Genomic DNA, 22,599 nt, shown 5'->3' with positions numbered 1-22,599 from the left:
AACCCTCTCCCCGCGCGCGGGGAGAGGGGGAAGATAGAGCCCCATGGCCGCAATCGACTATGACGTTGAACTGAGGCGGGCCGGCGCGCATGCGACCGGCGGCTGGCGGCGCGTGCTATTCCTGGCGCAGCGCCACGTGCTGGGCGCGGCCGGGCTGATCATCATGACGCTGTTTGTGCTAACGGCGATCTTCGCCGACTTCATCGCGCGTTACGATCCGCTGACCATCGACGCCGCCCGTGCGCTGGCGCGGCCGAGCGCGACGCACTGGATGGGCACGGATTCCTTCGGCCGCGACGTGTTCAGCCGCATCATCCACGGCGCGCGCATTTCGCTGGCCGTCGGTATCGGCTCGACGGCACTTGGCGGCACCATCGGGGTCATTGTCGGGCTGACCTCCGGCTATCTCTCCGGCTGGGTCGATCTCGTATTCCAGCGCATCTCCGACATTCTTCAGGCGCTTCCACTGCTGGTCCTGGCGTTGATCATGACCGCCGCGCTCGGCCCGTCCCTGCCGAACGTCATCATCGCCATCGCCATTCCGCTGATCCCGACGGTATCGCGCGTCATTCGCGCCAACACGCTGGCGCTGCGCGAACTGCCCTTTGTCGAAGCCGCCAAGTCGATCGGCATGAGCGAGGTGAGGATCGCGCTGCGCCACGTGCTGCCGAACACGCTGGCGCCGCTGATCGTGCTCGCGACCGCGCAACTCGGCTCGACCATCCTCACCGAGGCTTCCCTGTCCTTCCTCGGCCTCGGCATTCCCGAGCCCTATCCGTCGTGGGGCCGCATGCTCTCGGAATCCGCGGCCGAATATGTCCGCACCGCGCCGTGGCTGGTGATCTTCCCGGGCATCGCGATCAGCCTCGCCGTGTTCGGCGCCAATCTGTTCGGCGACGCCCTGCGCGACATCCTCGATCCCCGGCAGCGCGGCTGATGGCAGACAAATCCGATCTCGTGCTCGATGTGAAGAACCTGAAGACGGTGTTCTTCACCAATTCCGGCCTGTTCAAAGCCGTCGACGATGTCTCCTTCACCGTGAGGCGCGGCGAGACGCTGGCGATCGTCGGCGAATCCGGCTGCGGCAAGAGCGTCACCGCGCTGTCCCTGATGCGGCTGGTGCCCGATCCGCCCGGCCGCATCGTCGGCGGGTCGGTCTCGCTCGAAGGCACCGAGCTGCTGGCGCTGGATGAAGCCGAGATGCGCGCCGTCAGGGGCAATCGCATCTCCATGATCTTCCAGGAGCCGATGACCTCGCTCAATCCGGTGATGCGGATCGGCGACCAGATCGTCGAGGCGGTGCGGCTGCACCGGGCGATGCCGGCCAGAGAAGCGCGCGACATCGCGGTCGAGATGCTGCGGCTGGTACGCATTCCCGAACCGGCGCGGCGCGCGCGGGAATATCCGCATCAGCTCTCCGGCGGCATGCGCCAGCGCGCGATGATCGCGATGGCGCTGGCCTGCAGGCCGGCGCTGCTGATCGCGGACGAGCCGACCACCGCGCTCGACGTCACCATCCAGGCACAGATCCTGGCGCTGATCCTCGACCTTCAGAAGGAGCTCGGCACCGGCCTCGTGCTGATCACGCATGATCTCGGCGTCGTCGCGCAGACCGCGCAGCGGGTGATCGTGATGTATGCGGGGAAGAAGGTGGAGGAGGCAACGGTGGAGGCGCTGTTCGCGGCGCCAAAGCATCCCTATACGCGCGGGCTGATGGCCTCGATCCCGGCGGTGCCGGCGTCCGGCATGCCGGCGCAGGCTCGGCTGAACGAGATTCCCGGCACGGTGCCGTCGCTGGTGCGGTTGCCGAAAGGCTGCGCCTTCGCGCCACGCTGCAAGCTCGCGATCAAGCGCTGCGAGGCCGAATATCCGCCGCTGGCGGACTGGGGCGGCGGCCATCTCGCCGCGTGCTGGCGCGCAGCCGAAGTGGCGGAGGTGGCATGACCGAGGCGCTGCTCGAAGTCACCGATCTCAAGAAGCACTATGCGGTGCGCGCCGGCGTGTTGCGGCGGCAGGTCGGCACCGTGCATGCGGTCGACGGCGTCTCGTTCTCGGTTCATACCGGCGAAACGCTCGGCCTTGTCGGCGAATCCGGCTGCGGCAAGTCGACGGTGGCGCGCAGCGTGCTGCGGCTGGTCGAGCCGACTTCAGGCCAGATCCGCCTTGATGGAGAGGACATCACCCGTCTCTCCAAGACCGCGCTGCGGCCGCATCGCCGCTCAATGCAGATCGTGTTCCAGGACCCGTTCGCTTCGCTCAATCCGCGCATGACCGCCGGCGACATCGTCGGTGAACCGCTCGCCGTGCATGGGCTCGCAAGCGGCAAGGAGCTGGAAGCGCGTACCGCAAAACTGTTCGAGCAGGTCGGCCTGCGGCCCGATCAGATGCGCAACTTCCCGCACCAATTTTCCGGCGGCCAGCGCCAGCGCATCTGCATCGCGCGGGCGCTTGCGCTGGGGCCGCGCCTGATCGTCTGCGACGAGCCGGTCTCCGCGCTCGACGTCTCGATCCAGGCGCAGGTGATCAATCTCCTGATCGACCTGCAAAAGCAGCACGGCTTCTCCTATCTCTTCATCGCCCACGACCTCGCCGTGGTCGCCCATATCAGCCACCGCGTCGCCGTGATGTATCTCGGCCGCATCGTCGAGATCGCCGACAAGGACGAGCTGTTCCGCAATCCGCGCCATCCCTACACGCAGGCCCTGCTTGCGTCAGTGCCGGTTGCAAACCCGTTTGCCAAGAAGCTCGCGCCGCTGGTCGACGGCGACGTGCCGAGCCCGGTCAATCCGCCATCTGGCTGCGCGTTTCACACCCGCTGCCGGTTTGCGATGGAGCGGTGCAAGACGGAGCGGCCGGCGCTGGTGGACGCTGGTGATAGGCATCAGGTGGCGTGTCTGCTCAACGAGGGGACGGGGCAGGGTCAGTAGAGCCCAACGCCCGGATCACCGGCCAGGCCGCCAGCGCGGCGGCCAGATGCTTGAGCGTGTGGCCCGAGACAATGTGGCCTGTCGCTTCAAATATGGTCACGTCACCCAGTTCGAAAAGCTTGGCCAGCGCGTAAAAGAAGATCACGCCGCCGAACGGCACGCCAAGGGCGCCGGGCCGAGGCGGGGTCAACGCCAGTCCCACAGCGAGTGCCATCCCACCGAACTGCACGACCACCCATGGCGTGAGGTTTTCACGTGCCACCCAGGCCGCGAGCAGGCCCGCAACCGTCACCAGCGCCACCACCGCCTGACCGGCACGCACGCTGACGCGCTCGCCGGCCGCGATGCCCAGAAAGCCGGCGAACGCCACCGCCATGCCGAGACGATCGGCGACGAGCCGCTGCGGCGTGTCGGGGTCGAGATGATAGATGCTCGATCCTATGCAGGTGAGGATCAGTCCCACAAAGAGAAAGCGTGCACCCACGAGCGCATCATTGCGGGCTCGCAGCCGCACCAGGCCCCAGACGCCCATTGCCAGGAAGGCGAGATTGCTCAGCACATCGCCGGCGTTGTGCAGACCCAGCCACGTGCGGGTGTCGACGAAATGCGGTGTGTGCCACGCGGAGGCAGGCAGCGCGGGCGCGAGGAGCGCCACCAGCGTGAGGATGGAGAGCGCGCCAATCAGATATTTTTCGCGGACTTGCGGCGCGGCGAACGAGAGCCGGCGGGACCCTGACGGCAGCAAGGCATCGGTCTCTCGGGCGTGGTGATTTGCGCGCAACACGCAGGCCTCCACATGATTTGACATCGCTCAATATTAGTAGCCCAAAACTGAACAATGTTCAATAATAATTATGAGCGAGATCAAGCAGGTCGCATCATATTGGAATTATTTGGATTTATTGGGGCGCCCGAGTGCAGTGGCGCAGGGTGGGCAAAGCGAAGCGTGCCCGCCCTCGCAATCGCCGGACGTTGGCGGGCACGGCGCTACGCGCCCTTGCCCACCCTACGAGTGCGGCGCTCGCCGCGCCGACTAAGTCCCGATCTCCGCGACTATCCTGCCCGTCGTGACCTGCTCGCCCTCCGCAACGTCGATCGCGGCGACCACGCCGTCGATGCCGGCCTTGTGGACGTGCTCCATCTTCATTGCTTCCAAGGTCATCACCGGTTGACCGGCGGTGACGCGGTCGCCGGGCTTGACCAGCACGGCGACGACGCGGCCGTTCATGGCGGCGCGGACTTTGCCATCGCCGCCATTGGTTGCGGGCGCCTTGGGCGCGGCGAGGGTGAGATCGGTGACCGCAAGCGGCATGCCGCGATGCTGGAGGTAGAGCCGGTCGCCGTCGCGCAGGAATTTCGCGCTGTCCATCACGCCGTCGTGGCGGAAGCGGATGGCGTCGGGATCGAGCTGGTCGATCTCGAACTTGTCCTGACGGCCGTCGGCGGCGACGATGTAGCCGCCATCGCGCTCACGCGTGACTTCGAGCTCGTGGGTGTGGCCGGCGATCTCGACTTTCGCCGGCAGCGGGAACGTTGCCGCCAGGCTCCGGCCACCTTGCCATGACGGCGCGCGCGGATTGGTGACATAGAGCAGCAAGCCCGCCAGCGCCGTATCGAATGCAGCATTCGCCGGCGGCGCCAACAGTTCGTCGCGATGTGCGCCGATGAAGGCTGTCGTCGCCTCGCCCCTGGCAAATCCGGGATGGCGCAGGCAGGACATCAGAAACGCCTGATTGGTGGTCACGCCAAACGCAGTGAGTTGCTCCAGGCCGACGATCAGCCGCCCCCTCGCCTCCTCGCGATTCGCGCCATGGCTGATCACCTTGGCGATCATGGAATCGTAGAACGGCGGGATCTCCGCGCCCGATTGCAGCGCGTGCTCGACGCGGATGCTGTCAGGCACCTGCCAGCGCGCCATGCGGCCGGACTGCGGCATGAAATCCTGCGCGGCATCTTCCGAGCACAGCCGCACCTCGATCGCGTGGCCCGTGAATCGGATATCCTGCTGCTTCACCGGCAATGGCTCGCCGCGCGCGACACGCAGCTGCAGCTCGACGAGATCGAGCCCGGTGATCGCCTCGGTGACGGGATGCTCGACCTGGAGCCGCGTGTTCATCTCCATAAAGTAGAACTCACCGCTGGCGTCGAGCAGGAATTCCAGCGTGCCGGCGCCCTCATAGCGCAAGGCCTTGACCGCGGCGACAGCGACCTCGCCCATTTTCGCGCGCAACTCCGGCGTGACCGCCGGCGACGGCGCCTCCTCGATCAGCTTCTGGTGTCGCCGCTGCACCGAGCAGTCGCGCTCGCCGAGATGGATGGCGTTGCCGTGGCTGTCGCCGAACACCTGGATCTCGATGTGTCGGGGATTCTGGATGGCGCGTTCGAGGATGACCGTGGGATCTCCGAACGAGGCCTTCGCCTCCGACCGCGCGCTGCGCAGCGCATCGGGGAAGGATGCGGCATCGGTGACGAGCCGCATGCCGCGGCCGCCGCCGCCGGCGACCGCCTTGATCATCACGGGGAAACCGATCTTCCTGGCTTCCGCGAGCATGACCTCGTCGCTTTGGTCGGCTCCCTGATAGCCGGGCACGCAGGGCACGCCGGCCTTCTTCATGATCTCCTTGGCGCCGGCCTTGTTGCCCATCGCCTCGATCGCCTGCGGCGAGGGGCCGATGAAGGCGAGGCCGGCATCCTTGCACGCTTGCGCAAACTCCTCGTTCTCGGCGAGGAAGCCGTAGCCGGGATGGACGGCATCCGCGCCGCTCGCCTTGGCTGCGGCGATGATCGCGGGAATGTTGAGATAGGATTGCGCCGGCAGGGCTTCGCCGATGCGCACGGCCTGGTCGGCCTGTCGCACATGGAGCGCATCGCGATCGGCATCCGAATAGACCGCAACGACGCCGAGGCCGAGCTGCCGCGCGCTGCGCATCACGCGCAGTGCGATCTCGCCGCGGTTGGCGACCAAGACCTTGAAGAACGGCCGGTGTTGCACTGATCCGTTCCTCATGGGCGGGCCACCGAGAATTGCATGCGCTGGGGCGTGCGCGCATCGCCCTCGCGGCAGATCGCGAGCACCTCGGACAGCACCGCGCGGGTGTCGCGCGGGTCGATCACGCCGTCGTCGAGCACGCGCGCGCTGGTCGAGAACACGTCCATCTGGCCGTCGAACACGCCGATGATCTGCGCCTTCATCGCGTCCAGCTTCTCTTTCTCGACCGGCTTGCCGCGACGCGCGGCGGCGGCCTCGGTCACGATCGCCATGGTTTCGGCAGCCTGCTCGCCGCCCATCACGGCGGTCTTGGCGTTGGGCCAGGAGAAGCAGAAGCGCGGATGGAAGCCGCGCCCGCACATGCCGTAATTGCCGGCGCCGAACGAGGCGCCGCAATAGATGGTGATCTGCGGCACCGTCGCAGACGTGACCGCCTGGATCATCTTCGAGCCATGCTTGATCATGCCGGCTTCTTCATAGGCCTTGCCGACCATGTAGCCGGTGGTGTTGTTGAGATAGAGGATCGGCGTGCGGGTCTGGCAGCAGGCTTGGATGAAATGCGTCGCCTTGTTGGCGCCGGCGGGATCGAGCGGGCCGTTGTTGGTGATGATGCCGATCGCCTGGCCCTCGATGCGGGCGTGACCGCAGACGGTGGCGGGGCCGTAATTGGGCGCCATCTCGGTGAAGTCGGAATCGTCGACGATGCGCGCGATCACCTGCTTCATGTCGACGGTGCGCTTGTGGTCCATCGGCATGATGCCGAGCAGCTCGTCCTGGTCGTAGCGCGGCGGTTTGAACTGTGAAACCGCCCGGCCCGGCCGCTCCCATTCCAGCGCCGCCATGATCTCGCGCGCGATGCGCAGCGCATCGCGGTCGTCCTCCGCGAGGTAATCGCCGAGGCCGGAGACCTGCGTGTGCATCTCGGCACCGCCGAGCTCTTCCTCGGTCGCGATCTCGCCTGTCGCGGCCTTCAGCAGCGGCGGTCCGGCAAGGAAGGCGCGGGTGCGGCCGCGCACCATGACGATGTAATCGGACAGGCCGGTCTGGTAGGCGCCGCCCGCGGTCGACGAGCCGTGCGTGACGGTGACGACCGGCAGCCCGGCCGCCGAAAGCCGCGCGAGATTGCGAAAGATGTTGCCGCCGCGGACAAAGTCCTCGACGCGGTAGCGCAGCAGATTGGCCCCCGCGCTTTCGACGAGCTGAACGTAAGGCAGCTTGTTTTCGAGCGCGAGCTCCTGCACCCGCAGCGTCTTGTCGAGGCCGTAAGGCTGGAGCGCACCGGCATCGATGCCGGCATCATTGGCGCTGACCATGCAGCGGACGCCGGAGACGAAGCCGATGCCGGCGATGACGCCGCCGCCGGGCACGCTCTTGTTCGCATCCGGCACGTCGAACATGTAGCCGGCAAGCGTCGACAGCTCGATGAAGGGCGCGCCGGGATCGAGCACCAGCGCGACGCGTTCGCGCGGCAGCAGCTGGCCGCGCTTGTGGAAGCGATCCTTTGCCGCCGCCGACGCCGCACGCGTGCGTTCTTCCAGCGCGCGCATGCGCTCGATCAGCGCGAGCATGCCGTCGCGGTTGGCGTGATAGGCAGTGCTGCCGGGGGAAATGGTGTTGTCGAGAATGGACATAACTCTATCCTGCTCGTCATTGCGAGGAGCGAAGCGACGAAGCAATCCAGACCGTCACCGCGGAAAACCCTGGATTGCTTCGCTTCGCTCGCAATGACGGTTGAGGCGATACCTTACCGATTCGTCCCAAAGATCTTCCGCGCCTCGGCGGGGCTTGCGATCTCGCGGCCCGCACGGCGGGCGCAGGCGGCGATGGCCTCGATCAGCTGGCCGTTCGACGTCACCTTCTTGCCGTCGGCAAGATAGAAGGCGTCCTCCAGACCGGTGCGGAGATGGCCTCCGAGCTCGGCGCAGCGCTGATGCAGCGGCCATATCTCCTCGCGGCCGATCGCCGTGACCTGGAAATGCGCCTCGGGGCGCTTCAGCTTGATCAGGATCGGCAAGAGATCAGGATCGGACGGCATGCCGGAGGCAACGCCCATCACGAAGTTATATTCCAGCGGGCCTTGGTACATGCCGACCTGGTGGTACATGCCGACGCAGCGGACGATGCCGACGTCGAAACATTCGAACTCGGGGATGGTTCCGACCGCGTTCATGACGTCGAGATAGTCCTTCACCTTCTCGACCGCGTTGTCGAACATCATCGGCGGCCAGGCCCAGGTGTTGTCGGCCTTGACCTTCAGATAGTTCAGCGAGCCGGCGTTGCAGGCCGCAATCTCGGGCCTGGTCTCGCGGATGCAGTCGAGCGCGCCGCTGTAGTTCGGCCCCGAGACGCCCGAGGTGTGATTGATGATGACGCCGGGGCAGGCCTCGCGGATGGCCTGCTGGATCTCCTTGCTGACGCTCACGTCCCAGGACGGCAGATGTCCCTTGTCCGGCGCCTGCTGGCGCAGATGGATGTGCATGATGCTGGCGCCGGCATCGAACGCAGCCTTGGCTTCGCGTGCCATCTGCTCGGGCGTCACAGGCACGTTGTGCTGCTTCGGGTCGGTGAGCACGCCGTTCAGCGCGCAGGTGATGACGGCCTTGTCGCTCATGCCACTAATATCTCGCACGTTGAGAATTCAACGCTTGCGATCATGTGATGAGCGGCATGCGGCTTCTTGCGCGGAGAAGCTAGCTAAAGACGAGCTATCGTGTGGTGGGCAAAGGGGCTTTGCGCCGTGCCCGCCACACGTCTCAACGCCTGGCGAAGATGGTGGGCACGCTTCGCTTTGCCCACCCTACGAGAGCGCGCCTAGCTGGCCTCCGCCAGCCGCACCGTCTCGGTGCTGCGGTAGATCGCAAGGTCGCGCGAACCGACGAAGATTGCACGCGGTTTCAATCCATAGAAGCGCCGGATCGAATGGCTGAAATGGGTCGAGTCGGGATAGCCGATGTCCTGCGCGAGGTGGGCTAGGTTGAGGTCCTGGTTGGCGAAGTGCAGCAAATGCCGCGCACGCTTCCAGGCGCGGAAGGAGCGGAACGAGATGCCGGTCTCCTCCTTGAACAGATGCAGGAAGCGCGAGGCCGAGAGGCCCGCTTCGGCGGCGCACGTATCCGCCGTCACCGGCTCGCCGGAGAAGCGGCCGATGCGGGCGACGGCGCGCATCACGCGCGGATCGAGCACGCGACGCGGCAACGCCTCGCCAAAGCACATCTCGTCGAATTCGGCGGTGGTGATGTCGCCATAGCGGCGCTGGCGCAGCAGGGCGTAGGCGGCGAGGATCTTGCGGGCATAGACGGCCCGGTCGGGTCCGGTCAGCCGCTCGGCCAGGGCCTCGATCACGCCGTCCGGCATGCTTTCCGGCTCGAGCGTCACGCTGATTGCAGTGCGATAGTCGCTGGCGATGGAATGCCGCTGGTTAGGCAGGGTCACGAACAGCTCGCCGGTGGCGAGAACGTCGTCGATCGTTAGATGCAGGCTGCCCTTCACCGCGACATAGACGTGGCAGCAACCGGGAGTGCGCTTGCGGGGACGGCCGAGCAGGCCGGCATAGAATACCCGCTCCGGCGTGATCAGCATCAGATGGTCGGATTCGCGACCGTTGTCTTCCATTGGGATCCTCCTCGCGCGGCTCTTTGGCCGCTGCGGACGGAGGTCACCTTAGCGGAAATTTGGGCGCTGTCACGGCGCGATAGCGCTGTCATGACGCGCAAAGCCTTGGCATTCCAGGACGGCGATGTGCCAATCCGGAACCGTCATGAGACTGCAGTCCCAATCCTCGCAGGTTACGCCCTCACGCGCGGCGCAACATTCTGCTCGGCACCGGCCTTCTGCTCCGCAGCAACCGCGCGCTTGAAGCCGTCGCGCCGCTGCAACCGCGCCCAATAGGCTGCGACATTTGGCCCGAAATCCTTGGCGAGCCCGATGTTGCTGGCGAGGCGGAGCGCGTAGCCGATGACAATGTCAGCGGCGGTGAAGCGGCCCGCGCACAATGTTTCGGCATTCGCCGTCGCTGCCTCGACGGCGCGCAGCCGCCCCAGGAACCATTTTGCATAGTCGGTGGCGACCTGCAGATTGCGGCGCTCCTCCGGCTCAAGCTGGGTGTACCGGAGCACCAGCGTCTGCGGGAAGGTCAGCGTGGCATCGCTGAAATACATCCAGTTCAGGAACGCGCCATAGGCGGGATCTTCGGGGCCGACCATCAATGGCGTCGGCCCGTGCTTGATGCCGAGATAATGGCAGATGCCGGAGGACTCCGTCATCTTGGTCTCGCCGTCGACCATGAAGGGAATCGTGCCCAGCGGATTGAGCGCGAGATATTCCTTGGCGAAGACGCGCGGCGGGAACGGCAGCATCTTCAGCTCATACGGCAGCGCCATCTCCTCCAGCATCCAGAGCGGACGGAACGAGCGCGCGGCGTCGCAGTGATAGAGCGTGATCATCAGGAAATACCTTTACTGCCGGGCAGCGTGCCCATCATCTTGCACAGGACCATCAGCATGACCTCGTCGGCGCCGCCGCCGATCGATGTCAACCGGCTGTCGCGATAGGCACGGCTGACCGGCGTCTCGTTGGTAAAGCCCATTCCGCCCCAATATTGCAAGCAGGCGTCGGTGAGCTCGCGACCGAGCCGGCCGGCTTTCAGCTTGGCCATGGTCGCAAGCCTGGTCACGTCCTCGCCGGCCACGAGCTGCTCGGCGGCGCGATAGATCAGCGCGCGCAACAGCTCGACTTCGGTCTGCATCTCCGCGAGCTTGAAGTGCACGACCTGGTTGTCGAGGATCGACTTCCCAAAGGCCTTGCGGTTGCCTGTGTACTCGATGGTCTCGTTGATGATGTATTCATGCGCCTTCAGGCAGGCCGCCGCGCCCCAGAGCCGTTCCTCCTGGAACTGGATCATCTGGTAGGTGAAGCCCTTGCCCTCCTCGCCGATGCGGTTGCGCTTGGGCACGCGGACATTGTCGAAGAAGATCTGCGCGGTGTCGGAGGAGCGCATGCCCATCTTGTCGAGCTTTCGCGCCACCGTGACGCCCTTGCTCTTCATGGGCACGCAGATCAGTGATTTGTTGCGGTGAACCGGCCCATCGCCGGTGTTGGCGAGCAGGCAGATCCAGTCGGCCTGGGTGCCGTTGGTGATCCACATCTTGCCGCCGTTGATGACGTAGTCGTCGCCGTCTGAGCGCGCATTGGTTTTGATCGAGGCGACGTCGGAGCCGGCGCCGGGCTCGGAGACGCCGATGCAGGCGACGTAATCGCCTGATATCGAGGGGCTGAGGAATTCGCGCCGCACCTCGTCCGAGCCGAATCGCGCCAGCGCCGGCGTCGCCATGTCGGTCTGCACGCCGATCGCCATCGGCACGCCGCCGCAGGTGATGGCGCCCAACTCCTCCGCCATCATCAGGGCGTAGGAATAATCGAGGCCGGAGCCACCGAACGCGGCTGGCTTGTTCAAGCCGAGGAAACCGAGGCTTCCCATCTTCTTGAACAGCTCGTGCGCCGGGAAGATGTCGGCCTTCTCCCATTCATCGACATGAGGGTTGATCTCGTTGGCGATGAATTTTTGCAGGGAACGACGGATCTCGTCGTGGTCGGCGGTGAATAGCATTTTGCTTCCTGTCATTCCGGGACGGCGCGAAGCGTCGAACCCGGAATCTCGATATGTTAGAACTCATCTCCAGGTCCCGGGTTCGCGCTCCGCGCGCCCCAGGACGACTCTCATCACAAGCCCATCTGCCGGCTCGCCAGATCCTTCATGATCTCCTCGGTGCCGCCGCCGATGGCGTTGACCTTGACCTCGCGGTAGACGCGCTCGGCCTTGATGCCGCGCATGAAGCCGGCGCCGCCGAAGATCTGCACGGCTTCCGAGGCGCAGAACGCCATGGTCTGCGTCGCCTGGTTCTTCATCATGCAGATTTCGGCGACGGGGCTCTCGCCCTGCTCCAGCCGCCAGGCCAGCATTTCGAGCATCGCTTGCGAAGCCGAAACCTTCTGCGCCATGTCGACGATCTTGTGGCGGATGACCTGGTGCTGGGCGAGCGGCTTGCCAAAAGTCTTGCGCTCCTTGGCATAGGCGATCGCCTCGTCGAGGCAGACCCGCGCGAAGGCGGTGCAGCCGGCCGCCATGCCCATGCGCTCGCTGTTGAAATTCCGCATGATGATCTTGAAGCCCTGGCCTTCCTCGCCGATCAGGTTTTCGGCCGGCACGCGGCACTCGTCGAAATGCAGCGTCGCGGTGTCGGAGGCCCACCAGCCCATCTTCTTCAGTTTTGTCCTGGACAAGCCGGGCGTGTCGCCCTCGATCAGGAGCAGGCTGACGCCGCCGGCGCCCTCGCCGCCTGTACGCACCGCAACGGTCAGATAATCGGCACGCACCCCCGAGGTGATGAAGGTCTTCTCGCCGGTCACGACGTAGTGATCGCCATCGCGCCGCGCCCTGGTGCGGAGGTTTGCGACGTCCGAGCCGCCGCCCGGCTCGGTGATCGCCAACGCGGAGATCTTCTCGCCCGACAGCACCTGCGGCAGCACGCGCGCCTTCAGCTCGGGGCGCGCCGCCCGCGCAATCGGAGGCGAGCCGATGGTGTGGCTCATCAGGCTGGCACTGACGCCGCCGGCACCCGCCCGCGCCAGTTCCTGGCTCGCGACGATCTTCATGAACTGGTCGGCGGCGATCCCACCATATTCCTCGGGGAATCCGAGCCCCAACAGGCCAATCTCGGCCGCCTTGCGATAGAGCATGCGGGGAAATTCGCCGGCCTCGTCCCATTCATGGGCAAAGGGCGTGATCTCCTTCTCGACAAAGCGGCGCATCACCTCGCGGAAGGCATCATGCTCGGCGGTATAGAACGGGCTCTTCATCGTACTCTCGCCCTGCTGGCGGATTCGTGTTGACCACCATGGCCGGAACGTCTGCCGTTCACTTGCGCAGAGTGGCTGACCGGAGGAACCACTCCACGCAGCCTAAGGCCTAGCAACTCAACGCAAGACGATTTTCGCCCCCCGCAGGCCAACTCCGGGTCAAAAAAAGACGTGGCACACAAACTCCGGCTGGCCCCAGGGCCACGCCGGGCATGGTGCCGGCAAATAGGGACACAGGCGGCACAAGACCGCCGAGGGAGGGATTTTTGGCCGTTCGTTATTACGACTGGATCGTCCATCACGGCCGCCGCACGCCTGACAAGGTCGCAGTGATCGACCTCGCGAGCGCGCGCCGCTTCACCTATTCGCAGCTCGACGACCGCGTCTCGCGCCTGGCCGGATTTCTCCGTGACGCGCTCAAGGTGTCGCGCGGCGACCGCGTCGCGGTGCTGGCGCTGAACACGACCGACACGCTGGAGGTGCAGTTCGCCTGCGGGCGGTTAGGTGCGATCTTCGTCCCCCTGAACACCCGCCTCACCGTTCCCGAGCTCCAGTTCATCACCGGCGATTGCGCGCCGAAGGTGATGATCCACGACGGCGATCTCGCCGAGACCGCGCTGAGCGTCGCAAAACTCTGCAACGTCGCGACCAGCCTGCTGCTGGGCCCCGGCGGCACCTATGAGGCCGGGATCGCGGCCGCCAAGCCGCTCGCCCGCGCCGAGGAGGTCACGCTCGATGACGTCTCGACCATCATGTACACGTCGGGCACCACGGGCCATCCGAAGGGCGCGACCATCACCCATGGCATGACCTTCTGGAATTGCGTCAATCTCGGCGGCCCCGCCTGCATCGGGCCGGCCTCGGTGCTGCTGACCGTGCTGCCGCTGTTCCACACCGGCGGGCTCAATTGCTACACCAACCCGGTGCTGCATGCCGGCGGCACCGTGATGATCATGCGCGCCTTCGATCCCGGCGCGGCGCTCGGCCTGATCAACGATCCCGCGCAGGGCATCAACGTCTTTTTCGGCGTGCCCGCGATCTACCAGTTCATGGCGCAGCATCCTGCCTTCACGACCACCGACCTTACTCGACTGATCGTCTGCGGTGTCGGCGGCGCGCCGATGCCGGTGCCGCTGCTCAAAGTGTGGGAGGCACGCGGGGTCGCGCTGCAGCAGGGCTACGGCATGACCGAGACCTCGCCGGCCGTGCTGGTGCTGGATCGTGAGGATGCGGCACGCAAGGCAGGTTCGGCCGGCAAGCCGGTGTTGCACACGGAAGTCCGCATCGTGCGCCCCGACGGCAGCGATGCCGATGTCGGCGAACTCGGCGAGCTCTGGGTCAAGGGCCCGAACATCACGCCGGGCTACTGGAACAGGCCGGAGGCGAACAAGACGTCCTTCACCGACGGCTGGCTGCACACCGGCGATGCGACGCGCGTCGACGAGGAAGGCTTCTACTATATCGTCGACCGCTGGAAGGACATGTACATCTCGGGCGGCGAGAACGTTTATCCGGCCGAGGTCGAGAACGTCCTGCATCAGCTCACCGCGATCGCGGAAGCCGCGGTGATCGGCATTCCCGATCCGCAATGGGGTGAGGTGGGCCTCGCCATCGTCGCGGCCAAGCCCGGTCAGCGGTTGACCGAGGCGGATGTCTTCGCCCATTGCGCGGCCAATCTCGCGCGCTTCAAATGCCCGCGACAGGTCCGCTTCGTCGATGCGCTGCCGCGCAACGCCACCGGCAAGATCCACAAGCCGACCTTGCGGAAGGAATTCTCGGTGGCCTCCGAAGTCGACAAGAAAGTCGCCAACGCCTGATCAAAGCGCCCCTTGCGGGCGCTTCTTCGTTTCTGACGTGCCTGCTCCAACCCAGAAGAAACCGCAAAGAAAACCCCAAGGAATTTTCATGAACAAGAAACTCTCCCTGCTTGCCGCAGCAACGGCGTTGACGCTGCTTGCGACCCCGTCCGCGTATGCGCAGAAGGCGTACGACACCGGCGTCACCGACACCGAGATCAAGATCGGCAATGTCGAGGCCTATTCCGGTCCCGCCTCCGCCTACGGCATCATCGGCAAGACCGAGGAAGCCTATTTCAAGATGATCAACGACCAGGGCGGCATCAACGGCCGCAAGATCAACTGGATCTCCTACGATGACGGCTACTCGCCGCCGAAGACCGTGGAGCAGATCCGCAAGTTGATCGAGAGCGACGAGGTCTTCCTGGTCTTCAACGCGCTGGGCACGCCGACCCAGACCGCCGTGCAGAAGTATCACAATTCCAAGAAGGTGCCGCAGCTCTTCCTCGCCACCGGCGCCAGCAAATGGAACGACCCGAAGAACTTCCCCTGGACCATGGGCTTCCAGCCCAGCTACCGGGTCGAGGCGCAGATCTTCGCAAAATACATTCTGAAGGAGAAGCCGGACGCCAAGGTCGCGATCTTCTATGCCAACGACGATTTCGGCAAGGACTACCTCGCCGGCATCAAGGACGTGTTCGGCGACAAGGCATCGAAGCTGATCGTGGCCGAAGAGAGCTACGAGACCTCGGAGCCGTCGATCGACGCTCATATCGTCAAGCTCAAGGGCACCGGCGCCGATGTCTTCGTGAACATCGCGACCCCGAAATTCGCGGCCCAGGCCATCAAGAAGATCGCGGAGCTGGAGTGGAAGCCGATGCACCTGATGACGGACGTCTCGGTGTCGATCGGCGCGGTGATGAAGCCGGCCGGACTCGAAGCATCCGAGGGCGTGCTGTCGGCCGGTTATCTGAAGGATGCGTCGGATCCGCAGTGGAAGAACGACGAGGGCATGAAGAAGTTCATGACCTTCATCGACAAGTACATGCCCGGCGCGAACATCTCGGACGCCAATCTGGTCTACGCCTATGCCGCAGCCCAGACGATGGTGCAGGTGCTGAAGCAGTCGGGCGACAATCTGACCCGTGAGAACGTGATGAAGCAGGCCGCGAGCCTTAAGGATTTCGTCCCCGATACGCTGATCCCGGGGATCAAGATCAACACCTCGGCCACCGACTTCGCGCCGATCGAGCAGCTCAAGATGTGGCGGTTCAAGAAGGGCCAGTGGGAGCTGTTCGGCGACATCATCAGCGCCGAAACGGGCGGCTAGCCACGCATCGCAGCAACGGGCGGAGACGTGCAGTTGACGTCCTCGCCTGCACTGACGTCGATCCCCGCGACCGGCAGGCCGAGCCGGCGCGGGTCATCGATGGCCGCAAAGCGCGGACATGCCCATGCCAGGATCGCCCCGCCCGATGGCGGCAGATCGAGCTGAAGAACGAAGGCACCCGCGTCGATCGCGGTCGCGGCATCCGCAACGCGCACGCCGTCGAGATAGAATTGCACGCCGATCCGATCCAGCGGCCCACGAATCTCCGGCGACGCGATGCGAATGATGGCGCGCCCCGGCGGCGCCTCGATCCGCACGGCCGCTTCCGGCTCGCTCCAGCGGAAGCTGCGGCCCTGCCAGACCTCCCAGGCATGGAAGCCGGCCTGTGCGACCATCTGATCGCCGAGACTCTGCGCAGCTCCGCCGAGGCTCCCCCGAATGCCACGGATACAATAGAGGCGCTGATAGTGGATCAGCGCGGCGATATAACGCTTCAGCCCGCGCGCGATGCTGCCGCGAGAGCCGCTCATGGCGAGCAGGGTCAGGCCGCAGCACGCATAGCCTGCCGACAAACGTGCAAGACCAAGCGCAAGGCGGTCGCCGGCCAGTGCGATCGCGCCCCAACGCCCGATCGCCTGCAGGCCTTCCCCGGTCACGCCGCCGGCGCGCATCCGTGCACCAAAAGCGCTGCGCGCCAGCGCGACGTTGAAATTGCCGCGGCTGCTCCATTCGATCGGAATGTCGAGCAGCTCGCTGCCGGGATCGTTGCGCGCCTCGCTGAGATAGCGGATCTCGCCCCGCACGAAATCGAGTGTGAATGTCTTCAGCTCGCCTATTTCGCCGATATAGTAATGATGGAAGCGCGCCTCCTCGAGATAGCCGATCGTATGGCCCCTCGCGTGATACGCGGCGGCGAGCACCCATTCGGCGAAATGGCCGAGCTCCTCGCGCAGGCCGCCGCATTCCCAATAGACGTCGCGCCGTGTCACGAAGCACTGGTCCAGCACCTTGCGCCAGGGATGCTGCATCATGCCGAACTCGATGTCGTCCTGGTACATGGCGGCCTCGGCCACGGACAGCCGGTTATGGCAGATCGGCACCGACTGGCAGGAGAACCCGGCCCAGTCGGGACGAGCGCCGATCGCGCGGATGCAGGCCTCCATCACGTCAGGCTCGGGCCGGCAATGCGACTCTGTGAAGAACAGATATTTGCCGCGGGCCTTGGCGGCGCCGAAGGCGCAGAGCCCGATGTCATGGTTCGAATTGGTGAATTCGAGGCGCGCTTTGCCGCCGGCCAGCGCCTTCAGCTCGTTGAGGGCCTTGAAATCAGGCGGCACCACCAGGATGATTTCGTAGAGCGATTTGTCGGCGGTCTGCGACGTCCAGCCGAGCCAGGACAGCTCCCACTGCCCGCGGTGATGTTCCAGCGGGATGATGATGGAGAACAGCGGAGATTCACCGCCGTATGGTGCGGGCACGTCCTGCATGTTCCCTTATAGCCGCACGCGACGCCATTCCCGACTCTTTCTCGCGGACTATACCGACAGAAACAACGCGAACGATTCTTCCACCGTGCGGCGCAGATGCTTTCCATACAATGCGTGGTTGGCGTCGTCGGGGCCGACCCGTCCCAGCGACGGCTTCGCGACGTTGCGGAGCGGCACATAGGCGATCGGCGCCGCGATCGGTGTCAGTTGCGAGCCGGGTCCGGCGCGGAGCGTCGAGATGATGCCGTACATCTCGCCGGCAACCGTCGGCCGCGACACCGTGATCACGCGATGCTGGCCGTGCTTGATGATGACGAGATAGATGAAGCCGGACTGATGCGGCACCGCAACCTCGCCGGTGTGCTCATAGGCGGCATCGGTCCGCTCGCCCTCGCGGAACACCAGCGAAGACACCTTCGGCTCCCAGACGATCTCGGTGCGATAGGCGAAGATCGCATCCTTGGCGCCGAAGGACGGCCGCAGCGTGATGTAGACGTCCTCGAGCCAGGTCACCGCGCGATGCGCATACGAGCCGAGGCTGTCGGGCGCGACATCGTTTGCGGCCGGAGGCGTCACCAAGGCGGCGCTTTTGCGCAAGGAGACGCCCAGCGCCTGCTCCAGCCGCACGGTCGTTGCCAGCGTGAACGGCCGGCGGCCACCGAGCACCTTCTCCAGCGTCGAGAGGCTGAGCTTGGCCTGCTCGGCCAACGCCTGCCGGGAAATCCGGCGCCTGGCGAGCTCCTCGCGAATGGTCTCCGCGATCTCGCGGCTCTGCTCGTCCGAAAGCTGCCTGTCGGTGACTTTATCCTGCGTCTGCATCGTCAACCCTGCTCCACGGACGCCAGTCTAGCAGGGCGGACAAACCAGCACAAAACCGTACATGGCCATCCCGGCCGCGGCCCGCCGGGCCGGCCGCGGCGGAACATTGCCGATCATTCTGCTCGCGCATTCAGGCGCTCCCGACGGATGCTCCGAGCCAGCAAACACCCTTCGGGAGCAGGCGAAATGGATAGCTACGACACAGCCGACGGCGACGAGCACCCCATGCTGGGCCGGCTGATCAAGCTCGGATTGTTTCTTCTGGTGCAGGGCATCGCGGTGATGCTGGTCGCCTTCGTGGCCCTGCTCGTGAGTTTTGAGCCCGGATGGTCGGCGACGACGGAGCAGGCCAGCCTGCTCCAGCCCGGCGATGCCAAATCCGGCACCCTTCTCCTGAAGGAGGACGGCGCCTACACGGAGGCGATCCGCCTCGGCATCGACGTCGACATCACGGTGTCAGGCCCGACGCTGCGCGCCCGCGTCACCCAGGCCTTCCGCAATCCGACCAAGGACTGGGTCGAGGCGACCTACGTTTATCCGCTTCCCGCCGGCGGCGCCGTCGACACGCTGAAGATGGTGGTCGGCGACCGCGTCATCATCGGCGACATCAAGGAGCGGCAGCAGGCACGCGTGATCTACGAGCAGGCACGCCGCGCCGGCCAGAAGGCCGCGCTCACCGAGCAGGAGCGGCCGAACATCTTCACCAATTCGGTCGCCAATATCGGCCCCGGCGAAACCGTGCTGGTGCAGATCGAATACCAGGAGCCGGTGCATCAATCCGGCAATGAATATTCGCTGCGGCTGCCGCTGGTGGTCGGGCCGCGCTACAATCCGGCGCCGATCGTGCAGAGCGTCGACTTCCGCAAGGACGGCTCGGGCTGGGGCGCAAGCAATTCAGAGCCGGTGCCGGATCGCGACCGTATCTCGCCGCCGGTGCTGGATCCCGCAAGGAACGCGCCAGTCAATCCGACCAGCATCACGATGCGCCTGAAGGCAGGCTTCGCGCTCGGCGAGGTCAGGAGTCACCACCATAATGTCAAGGTCGAGAGCCCGGACAATGCGACGCGAATCGTCACGCTCGCTGACGGCGCGGTGGCCGCCGACCGCGATTTCGAGTTGACCTGGAAACCGGCCGCGGACAAGGCACCGTCGGTTGGCCTGTTCCGCGAGCGTGTCGGCGATGCCGATTATTTGCTCGCCTTCGTCACCCCGCCCAGTGCCGAGCAGACGACGCAAAAGCCGCTGCCGCGCGAGGTGGTGTTCGTCATCGACAATTCGGGCTCGATGGGCGGTACGTCGATCGTTCAGGCCAAGGCCAGCCTGACTTACGCCCTATCCCGCCTTCAACCCAACGACCGCTTCAACGTCATCCGCTTCGACGACACCATGGACGTGCTCTTCCCGGCCTCCGTGCCGGCCGACGCCACGCATGTCGGTGAAGCCACTTCGTTCGTCAGTGCCTTGCAGGCCCGCGGCGGCACCGAGATGGTGCCGGCGATGCGCGCGGCGCTGACCGACAAGGCTGGCGACACCAGCATGGTGCGCCAGGTGGTGTTCCTGACCGATGGTGCGGTCGGCAACGAGCAGCAATTGTTCGAAACGATCACAGCGATGCGGGGCCGCTCGCGCGTGTTCATGGTCGGCATCGGATCCGCGCCCAACACCTATCTGATGACGCGCGCCGCCGAGCTCGGCCGCGGCGCCTTCACCCATATCGGCTCCGTCGAACAGGTCGAGGAGCGCATGCGCGGCCTGTTCGCCAAGCTCGAGAACCCGGCAGTGACCGGCCTCAGTGCAAAATTCTCCGAAGCCAAAGCCGACGTCACGCCGGCGATCATTCCCGACGTCTATCGCGACGAGCCGCTGGTGCTGGCGGCAAAGCTCGACAAGCTCGCCGGCTCGCTCGAGATCAAGGGACGCGTCGGCGACCGCCCGTGGTCGGTGACGCTGCCGCTGCAAAACGCCGCCGAAGGCAAGGGCCTGTCAAAACTCTGGGCCAAGCGCAAGATCGGCGACGCCGAGGTGGCGCGTACCATGCGTGAGATGACGCCCGAAGACTCCGACAAGGCGATCCTGACGCTGGCGCTCGACCACCAGATCGTCACGCGGTTGACCAGCCTCGTCGCGGTCGACAAGACGCCGAGCCGCCCCGAGGGCGCGCCGCTCAAGCTCAGCGAGCTGCCGCTCAACCTGCCGGCCGGCTGGGATTTCGAGAAGGTTTTTGGCGAGCGGCTGCATCTGACGCCCACACAGTTGCGCGAACGTCATGCAGATGCGCGCAACCAGCCGGCGACGAAGCGGCCGACGCCCGCAGCGCCGGATGCGATCCGCCTGCCAAAGACCGCGACCTCGGCCGAGCTCAAGATGATCGCAGGCTTCATCCTGATCGTCCTCGCCTTGATCCTGTTCGTGTTCAACCGGCGTCGGCCCTTGCTCACCGACGCCGCTTGAGAGAGGAGCCCCCCGAACTCCTCTGTCAGCGCGCGCGGCTGCCCGTCCCATACCAACGGCCGCGCGCGCCTTTTTATCAGCCGTCATTGCGAGCGCAGCGAAGCAATCCAGACTGCCTCCGCGGAAAGACTCTGGATTGCTTCGCGGAGCCTGTCATCGGGCCGCGCTTTGCGCGGACCCGGTGGCTCGCAACGACGAATGTGGAGACCATGCCCCGCCTCATCTCGCCTCTGGTTTTGGCTTTGATCGGTACTGTCCTGTTCGGCGACGGCGCCTACATTCATGCCAAGGCATGGCTCGCCCAGGTGCTGCTGGAGCGCGCGTTCGACAGGAGCGTTACGACCGGCGGTGTGGTCAAGCCATGGTCATGGGCCGACACCTGGCCGGTCGCACGGATCGAGGTGAAGCGGATCGGCGCCAGCGCGATTGTGCTGGAAGGTACCAGCGGCCAGGCCCTCGCTTTCGGACCCGGCCATATCCACCGAACGGCTGATGCCGGCGAGCGCGGCATTGCGGTATATGCTGCGCACCGCGATACACATTTCCGCTTCCTGCGGAATGTCGCCATTGGCGACGTAATCGATGTCACACGCCGTGACGGAAAGCACTTTCGCTATCGAGCGGATTCCTCCGCTGTGGTTCGCTTCGATGAGTCCGGCATCGATCCCGCGGCGCAAGATGTCGAACTGGTGCTCACAACCTGCTGGCCCTTTGACGCCGTCACACCCGGACCCGAGCGCTACGTCCTGCATGCCACCTTGATCGAGACAGGTGAATAGCGGTTCGCAAACGGCCATCCAGGATCGGTAGAGACCGCGCCGAACAGCCGGGCACCGCGCTTGATGGAACCGCTGAACTGGCGTCGTCGCCCATAGACCTGTAAGAACAGCGGATTGATCTTTTGACGCCGTAATCTTCAGGACAACCTGTAATGGACGACGAGTTCAGGCAGCGCCTCGAACAGCGGCTGGAGCAACTCGAAAATCGTGTGGCGCTCCTGGAACGGAATCAGGACCTCATTGCTGCCGGACAGAGACGATCCTCGCTGCGGAGCCTCTGGCGACGCCCGCCGATGTGGACCTTCGAGCAATATCCGCCGCGCCTGCTCAACCTGACTGCCTTCCCGCCCGCGCCTGCGATCCCGGCGAATGCGCCGCGGATCACGATGGTCACGCCGAGCTACAATCATGCGCAATATCTCGACGCCACGATCGAGAGCATCGTCAGCCAGAACTATCCGAAGCTGACCTATCACGTGCAGGACGGCGCCTCGATCGACGGCACGCTCGATCTCTTGAAGAGCCGAGGCGAGGGCATCAGCTGGACGAGCGAGCCGGACAAGGGGCAGTCGAACGCCATCAATCTCGGCTTCGCCGGTGCCGATTGCGAGATCATGGCCTATCTCAACAGTGATGACATGCTGCTTCCTGGAGCGCTCGCCTATGTCGCCGACTACTTCATGTCGCATCCCAATGTCGACGTCGTCTACGGCCATCGCGTCTTCGTCGACCGCGAGGGGCTCGAGGTCGGACGCGCCGTGCTGCCGCCCCATGACGGCAAGGCTTTGCAGTATGCCGACTACATCCCCCAGGAGACGATGTTCTGGCGCAAGCGCGTGTGGGACAGGATCGGGCCGATCGACGAGAGCTTCCACTACGCGATGGACTGGGATTTCATCCTGCGGGCGCAAGCCGCGGAATGCAAGTTCGTGCGCCTGCCGCGATTTCTCGCCTGCTTCCGCATCCACGATGCACAGAAGACGGCTTCGACCTACGCGCTCGGCGTCAGGGAGATGGGCATCCTGCGGCGCCGTGTTCTCGGCTTCGATCCGACGCAGATGCAGATCCGGCGCGCCATCGCTCCCTATCTCGCGAGGCAGTTGGCCTATCACTACGCCTACAAGCTGCGCCTGCTGCGTTACTGAACGACGGCAGAGGCATGATCA

Annotated in this window: 18 protein-coding genes; 8 read left to right on the top strand and 10 right to left on the bottom strand. The window is 65.1% G+C overall.

What is annotated here, in order from left to right; genetic code table 11:
• Positions 1 to 43 precede the first annotated feature (43 nt).
• From BJ6T_RS04940 to BJ6T_RS04930, 3 genes are read left to right on the top strand one after another with little or no spacing between them, the layout of a single operon-like run.
• Positions 44 to 937 carry an ABC transporter permease gene (locus BJ6T_RS04940; protein ID WP_014491189.1) on the top strand — a complete coding sequence of 298 codons (894 nt, stop codon included), beginning with the start codon at positions 44 to 46 and terminating at the stop codon, positions 935 to 937.
• Positions 937 to 1,944 carry an ABC transporter ATP-binding protein gene (locus tag BJ6T_RS04935; protein ID WP_014491188.1) on the top strand — a complete coding sequence of 336 codons (1,008 nt, stop codon included), beginning with the start codon at positions 937 to 939 and terminating at the stop codon, positions 1,942 to 1,944. Before BJ6T_RS04940 ends, BJ6T_RS04935 begins: the two co-directional genes overlap by 1 nt.
• Complete coding sequence (locus tag BJ6T_RS04930; RefSeq protein ID WP_014491187.1) at positions 1,941 to 2,927, top strand: ABC transporter ATP-binding protein; 987 nt, start codon at positions 1,941 to 1,943, stop codon at positions 2,925 to 2,927. The genes BJ6T_RS04935 and BJ6T_RS04930 overlap by 4 nt, the downstream gene beginning before the upstream one ends.
• On the opposite strand, the gene BJ6T_RS04925 is transcribed toward BJ6T_RS04930, so the two are convergent.
• From BJ6T_RS04925 to BJ6T_RS04890, 8 genes are all read right to left on the bottom strand, one after another.
• Complete coding sequence (locus tag BJ6T_RS04925) at positions 2,899 to 3,711, bottom strand: hypothetical protein (RefSeq protein WP_014491186.1); 813 nt, start codon at positions 3,709 to 3,711, stop codon at positions 2,899 to 2,901. The genes BJ6T_RS04930 and BJ6T_RS04925 overlap by 29 nt on opposite strands.
• A gap of 249 nt (positions 3,712 to 3,960) precedes the next feature.
• Positions 3,961 to 5,934: an acetyl/propionyl/methylcrotonyl-CoA carboxylase subunit alpha gene (locus tag BJ6T_RS04920; protein WP_028169957.1), complete on the bottom strand. Its 1,974-nt coding sequence runs from the start codon at positions 5,932 to 5,934 to the stop codon at positions 3,961 to 3,963.
• Positions 5,931 to 7,547 carry an acyl-CoA carboxylase subunit beta gene (locus BJ6T_RS04915; RefSeq protein ID WP_014491184.1) on the bottom strand — a complete coding sequence of 539 codons (1,617 nt, stop codon included), beginning with the start codon at positions 7,545 to 7,547 and terminating at the stop codon, positions 5,931 to 5,933. Before BJ6T_RS04915 ends, BJ6T_RS04920 begins: the two co-directional genes overlap by 4 nt.
• Positions 7,548 to 7,660: 113 nt before the next feature.
• Positions 7,661 to 8,527, bottom strand: a complete 867-nt coding sequence (locus BJ6T_RS04910) for a beta-keto acid cleavage family enzyme (RefSeq protein WP_014491183.1) — start codon at positions 8,525 to 8,527, stop codon at positions 7,661 to 7,663.
• Positions 8,528 to 8,727: 200 nt separating this feature from the next.
• Positions 8,728 to 9,528: a helix-turn-helix domain-containing protein gene (locus BJ6T_RS04905; RefSeq protein ID WP_014491182.1), complete on the bottom strand. Its 801-nt coding sequence runs from the start codon at positions 9,526 to 9,528 to the stop codon at positions 8,728 to 8,730.
• Positions 9,529 to 9,701: 173 nt separating this feature from the next.
• Complete coding sequence (locus BJ6T_RS04900; protein ID WP_014491181.1) at positions 9,702 to 10,358, bottom strand: glutathione S-transferase family protein; 657 nt, start codon at positions 10,356 to 10,358, stop codon at positions 9,702 to 9,704.
• Positions 10,358 to 11,521 carry an acyl-CoA dehydrogenase family protein gene (locus BJ6T_RS04895; RefSeq protein WP_014491180.1) on the bottom strand — a complete coding sequence of 388 codons (1,164 nt, stop codon included), beginning with the start codon at positions 11,519 to 11,521 and terminating at the stop codon, positions 10,358 to 10,360. The genes BJ6T_RS04900 and BJ6T_RS04895 overlap by 1 nt, the downstream gene beginning before the upstream one ends.
• Before the next feature lie 113 nt (positions 11,522 to 11,634).
• Positions 11,635 to 12,771, bottom strand: coding sequence for an acyl-CoA dehydrogenase family protein (locus BJ6T_RS04890; protein WP_014491179.1), 1,137 nt, complete (start codon positions 12,769 to 12,771; stop codon positions 11,635 to 11,637).
• A gap of 266 nt (positions 12,772 to 13,037) precedes the next feature.
• Here BJ6T_RS04890 and BJ6T_RS04885 point away from each other — a divergent pair, with 266 nt between their 5' ends.
• Both BJ6T_RS04885 and BJ6T_RS04880 read left to right on the top strand, forming a co-directional pair.
• Positions 13,038 to 14,588 (top strand): acyl-CoA synthetase, encoded by a 1,551-nt coding sequence (locus BJ6T_RS04885; protein ID WP_014491178.1) that lies wholly within the window; start codon positions 13,038 to 13,040, stop codon positions 14,586 to 14,588.
• 88 nt (positions 14,589 to 14,676) lie between these two features.
• On the top strand, positions 14,677 to 15,897 hold the full coding sequence (locus BJ6T_RS04880) for an ABC transporter substrate-binding protein (protein ID WP_014491177.1): 1,221 nt from the start codon (positions 14,677 to 14,679) through the stop codon (positions 15,895 to 15,897).
• Here BJ6T_RS04880 and BJ6T_RS04875 read toward each other — a convergent pair.
• A complete protein-coding gene (locus BJ6T_RS04875) occupies positions 15,894 to 17,384 on the bottom strand; it encodes a glycosyltransferase family 2 protein (RefSeq protein WP_014491176.1) in 1,491 nt (496 codons plus the stop codon). The two genes, BJ6T_RS04880 and BJ6T_RS04875, sit on opposite strands and share 4 nt — an antisense overlap.
• A gap of 48 nt (positions 17,385 to 17,432) precedes the next feature.
• Positions 17,433 to 18,203, bottom strand: a complete 771-nt coding sequence (locus BJ6T_RS04870) for a helix-turn-helix transcriptional regulator (protein ID WP_014491175.1) — start codon at positions 18,201 to 18,203, stop codon at positions 17,433 to 17,435.
• Between the two features lie 186 nt (positions 18,204 to 18,389).
• On the opposite strand from BJ6T_RS04870, the gene BJ6T_RS04865 reads away from it, so the two are divergent.
• The 3 genes from BJ6T_RS04865 to BJ6T_RS04855 all read left to right on the top strand — a co-directional run bounded on the left by BJ6T_RS04865 (position 18,390) and on the right by BJ6T_RS04855 (position 22,578).
• Complete coding sequence (locus BJ6T_RS04865; protein ID WP_014491174.1) at positions 18,390 to 20,654, top strand: marine proteobacterial sortase target protein; 2,265 nt, start codon at positions 18,390 to 18,392, stop codon at positions 20,652 to 20,654.
• Positions 20,655 to 20,863: 209 nt separating this feature from the next.
• Positions 20,864 to 21,433 (top strand): class GN sortase, encoded by a 570-nt coding sequence (locus BJ6T_RS04860; protein ID WP_028169956.1) that lies wholly within the window; start codon positions 20,864 to 20,866, stop codon positions 21,431 to 21,433.
• 152 nt (positions 21,434 to 21,585) lie between these two features.
• Complete coding sequence (locus BJ6T_RS04855; protein ID WP_014491172.1) at positions 21,586 to 22,578, top strand: glycosyltransferase family 2 protein; 993 nt, start codon at positions 21,586 to 21,588, stop codon at positions 22,576 to 22,578.
• Positions 22,579 to 22,599 lie beyond the last annotated feature (21 nt).

Origin of the sequence: Bradyrhizobium japonicum USDA 6 (assembly GCF_000284375.1) — a bacterium.
In the GTDB taxonomy this organism is placed as follows: domain Bacteria; phylum Pseudomonadota; class Alphaproteobacteria; order Rhizobiales; family Xanthobacteraceae; genus Bradyrhizobium; species Bradyrhizobium japonicum.
Note: the sequence above shows the minus strand (reverse complement) of the source record. Positions and strands in the feature narration are given on the sequence as shown.

Excerpts from the sequence above, each read along its gene's own strand:
- BJ6T_RS04905 (WP_014491182.1), bottom strand. The coding sequence starts at position 9,528 with ATGGAAGACAACGGTCGCGAATCCGACCATCTGATGCTGATCACGCCG.
- BJ6T_RS04865 (WP_014491174.1), top strand. The coding sequence starts at position 18,390 with ATGGATAGCTACGACACAGCCGACGGCGACGAGCACCCCATGCTGGGC.
- BJ6T_RS04870 (WP_014491175.1), bottom strand. The coding sequence starts at position 18,203 with ATGCAGACGCAGGATAAAGTCACCGACAGGCAGCTTTCGGACGAGCAG.
- BJ6T_RS04880 (WP_014491177.1), top strand. The coding sequence starts at position 14,677 with ATGAACAAGAAACTCTCCCTGCTTGCCGCAGCAACGGCGTTGACGCTG.
- BJ6T_RS04920 (WP_028169957.1), bottom strand. The coding sequence starts at position 5,934 with ATGAGGAACGGATCAGTGCAACACCGGCCGTTCTTCAAGGTCTTGGTC.
- BJ6T_RS04855 (WP_014491172.1), top strand. The coding sequence starts at position 21,586 with ATGGACGACGAGTTCAGGCAGCGCCTCGAACAGCGGCTGGAGCAACTC.
- BJ6T_RS04915 (WP_014491184.1), bottom strand. The coding sequence starts at position 7,547 with ATGTCCATTCTCGACAACACCATTTCCCCCGGCAGCACTGCCTATCAC.
- BJ6T_RS04935 (WP_014491188.1), top strand. The coding sequence starts at position 937 with ATGGCAGACAAATCCGATCTCGTGCTCGATGTGAAGAACCTGAAGACG.
- BJ6T_RS04910 (WP_014491183.1), bottom strand. The coding sequence starts at position 8,527 with ATGAGCGACAAGGCCGTCATCACCTGCGCGCTGAACGGCGTGCTCACC.
- BJ6T_RS04940 (WP_014491189.1), top strand. The coding sequence starts at position 44 with ATGGCCGCAATCGACTATGACGTTGAACTGAGGCGGGCCGGCGCGCAT.
- BJ6T_RS04875 (WP_014491176.1), bottom strand. The coding sequence starts at position 17,384 with ATGCAGGACGTGCCCGCACCATACGGCGGTGAATCTCCGCTGTTCTCC.
- BJ6T_RS04860 (WP_028169956.1), top strand. The coding sequence starts at position 20,864 with ATGCCCCGCCTCATCTCGCCTCTGGTTTTGGCTTTGATCGGTACTGTC.
- BJ6T_RS04895 (WP_014491180.1), bottom strand. The coding sequence starts at position 11,521 with ATGCTATTCACCGCCGACCACGACGAGATCCGTCGTTCCCTGCAAAAA.
- BJ6T_RS04930 (WP_014491187.1), top strand. The coding sequence starts at position 1,941 with ATGACCGAGGCGCTGCTCGAAGTCACCGATCTCAAGAAGCACTATGCG.
- BJ6T_RS04890 (WP_014491179.1), bottom strand. The coding sequence starts at position 12,771 with ATGAAGAGCCCGTTCTATACCGCCGAGCATGATGCCTTCCGCGAGGTG.
- BJ6T_RS04900 (WP_014491181.1), bottom strand. The coding sequence starts at position 10,358 with ATGATCACGCTCTATCACTGCGACGCCGCGCGCTCGTTCCGTCCGCTC.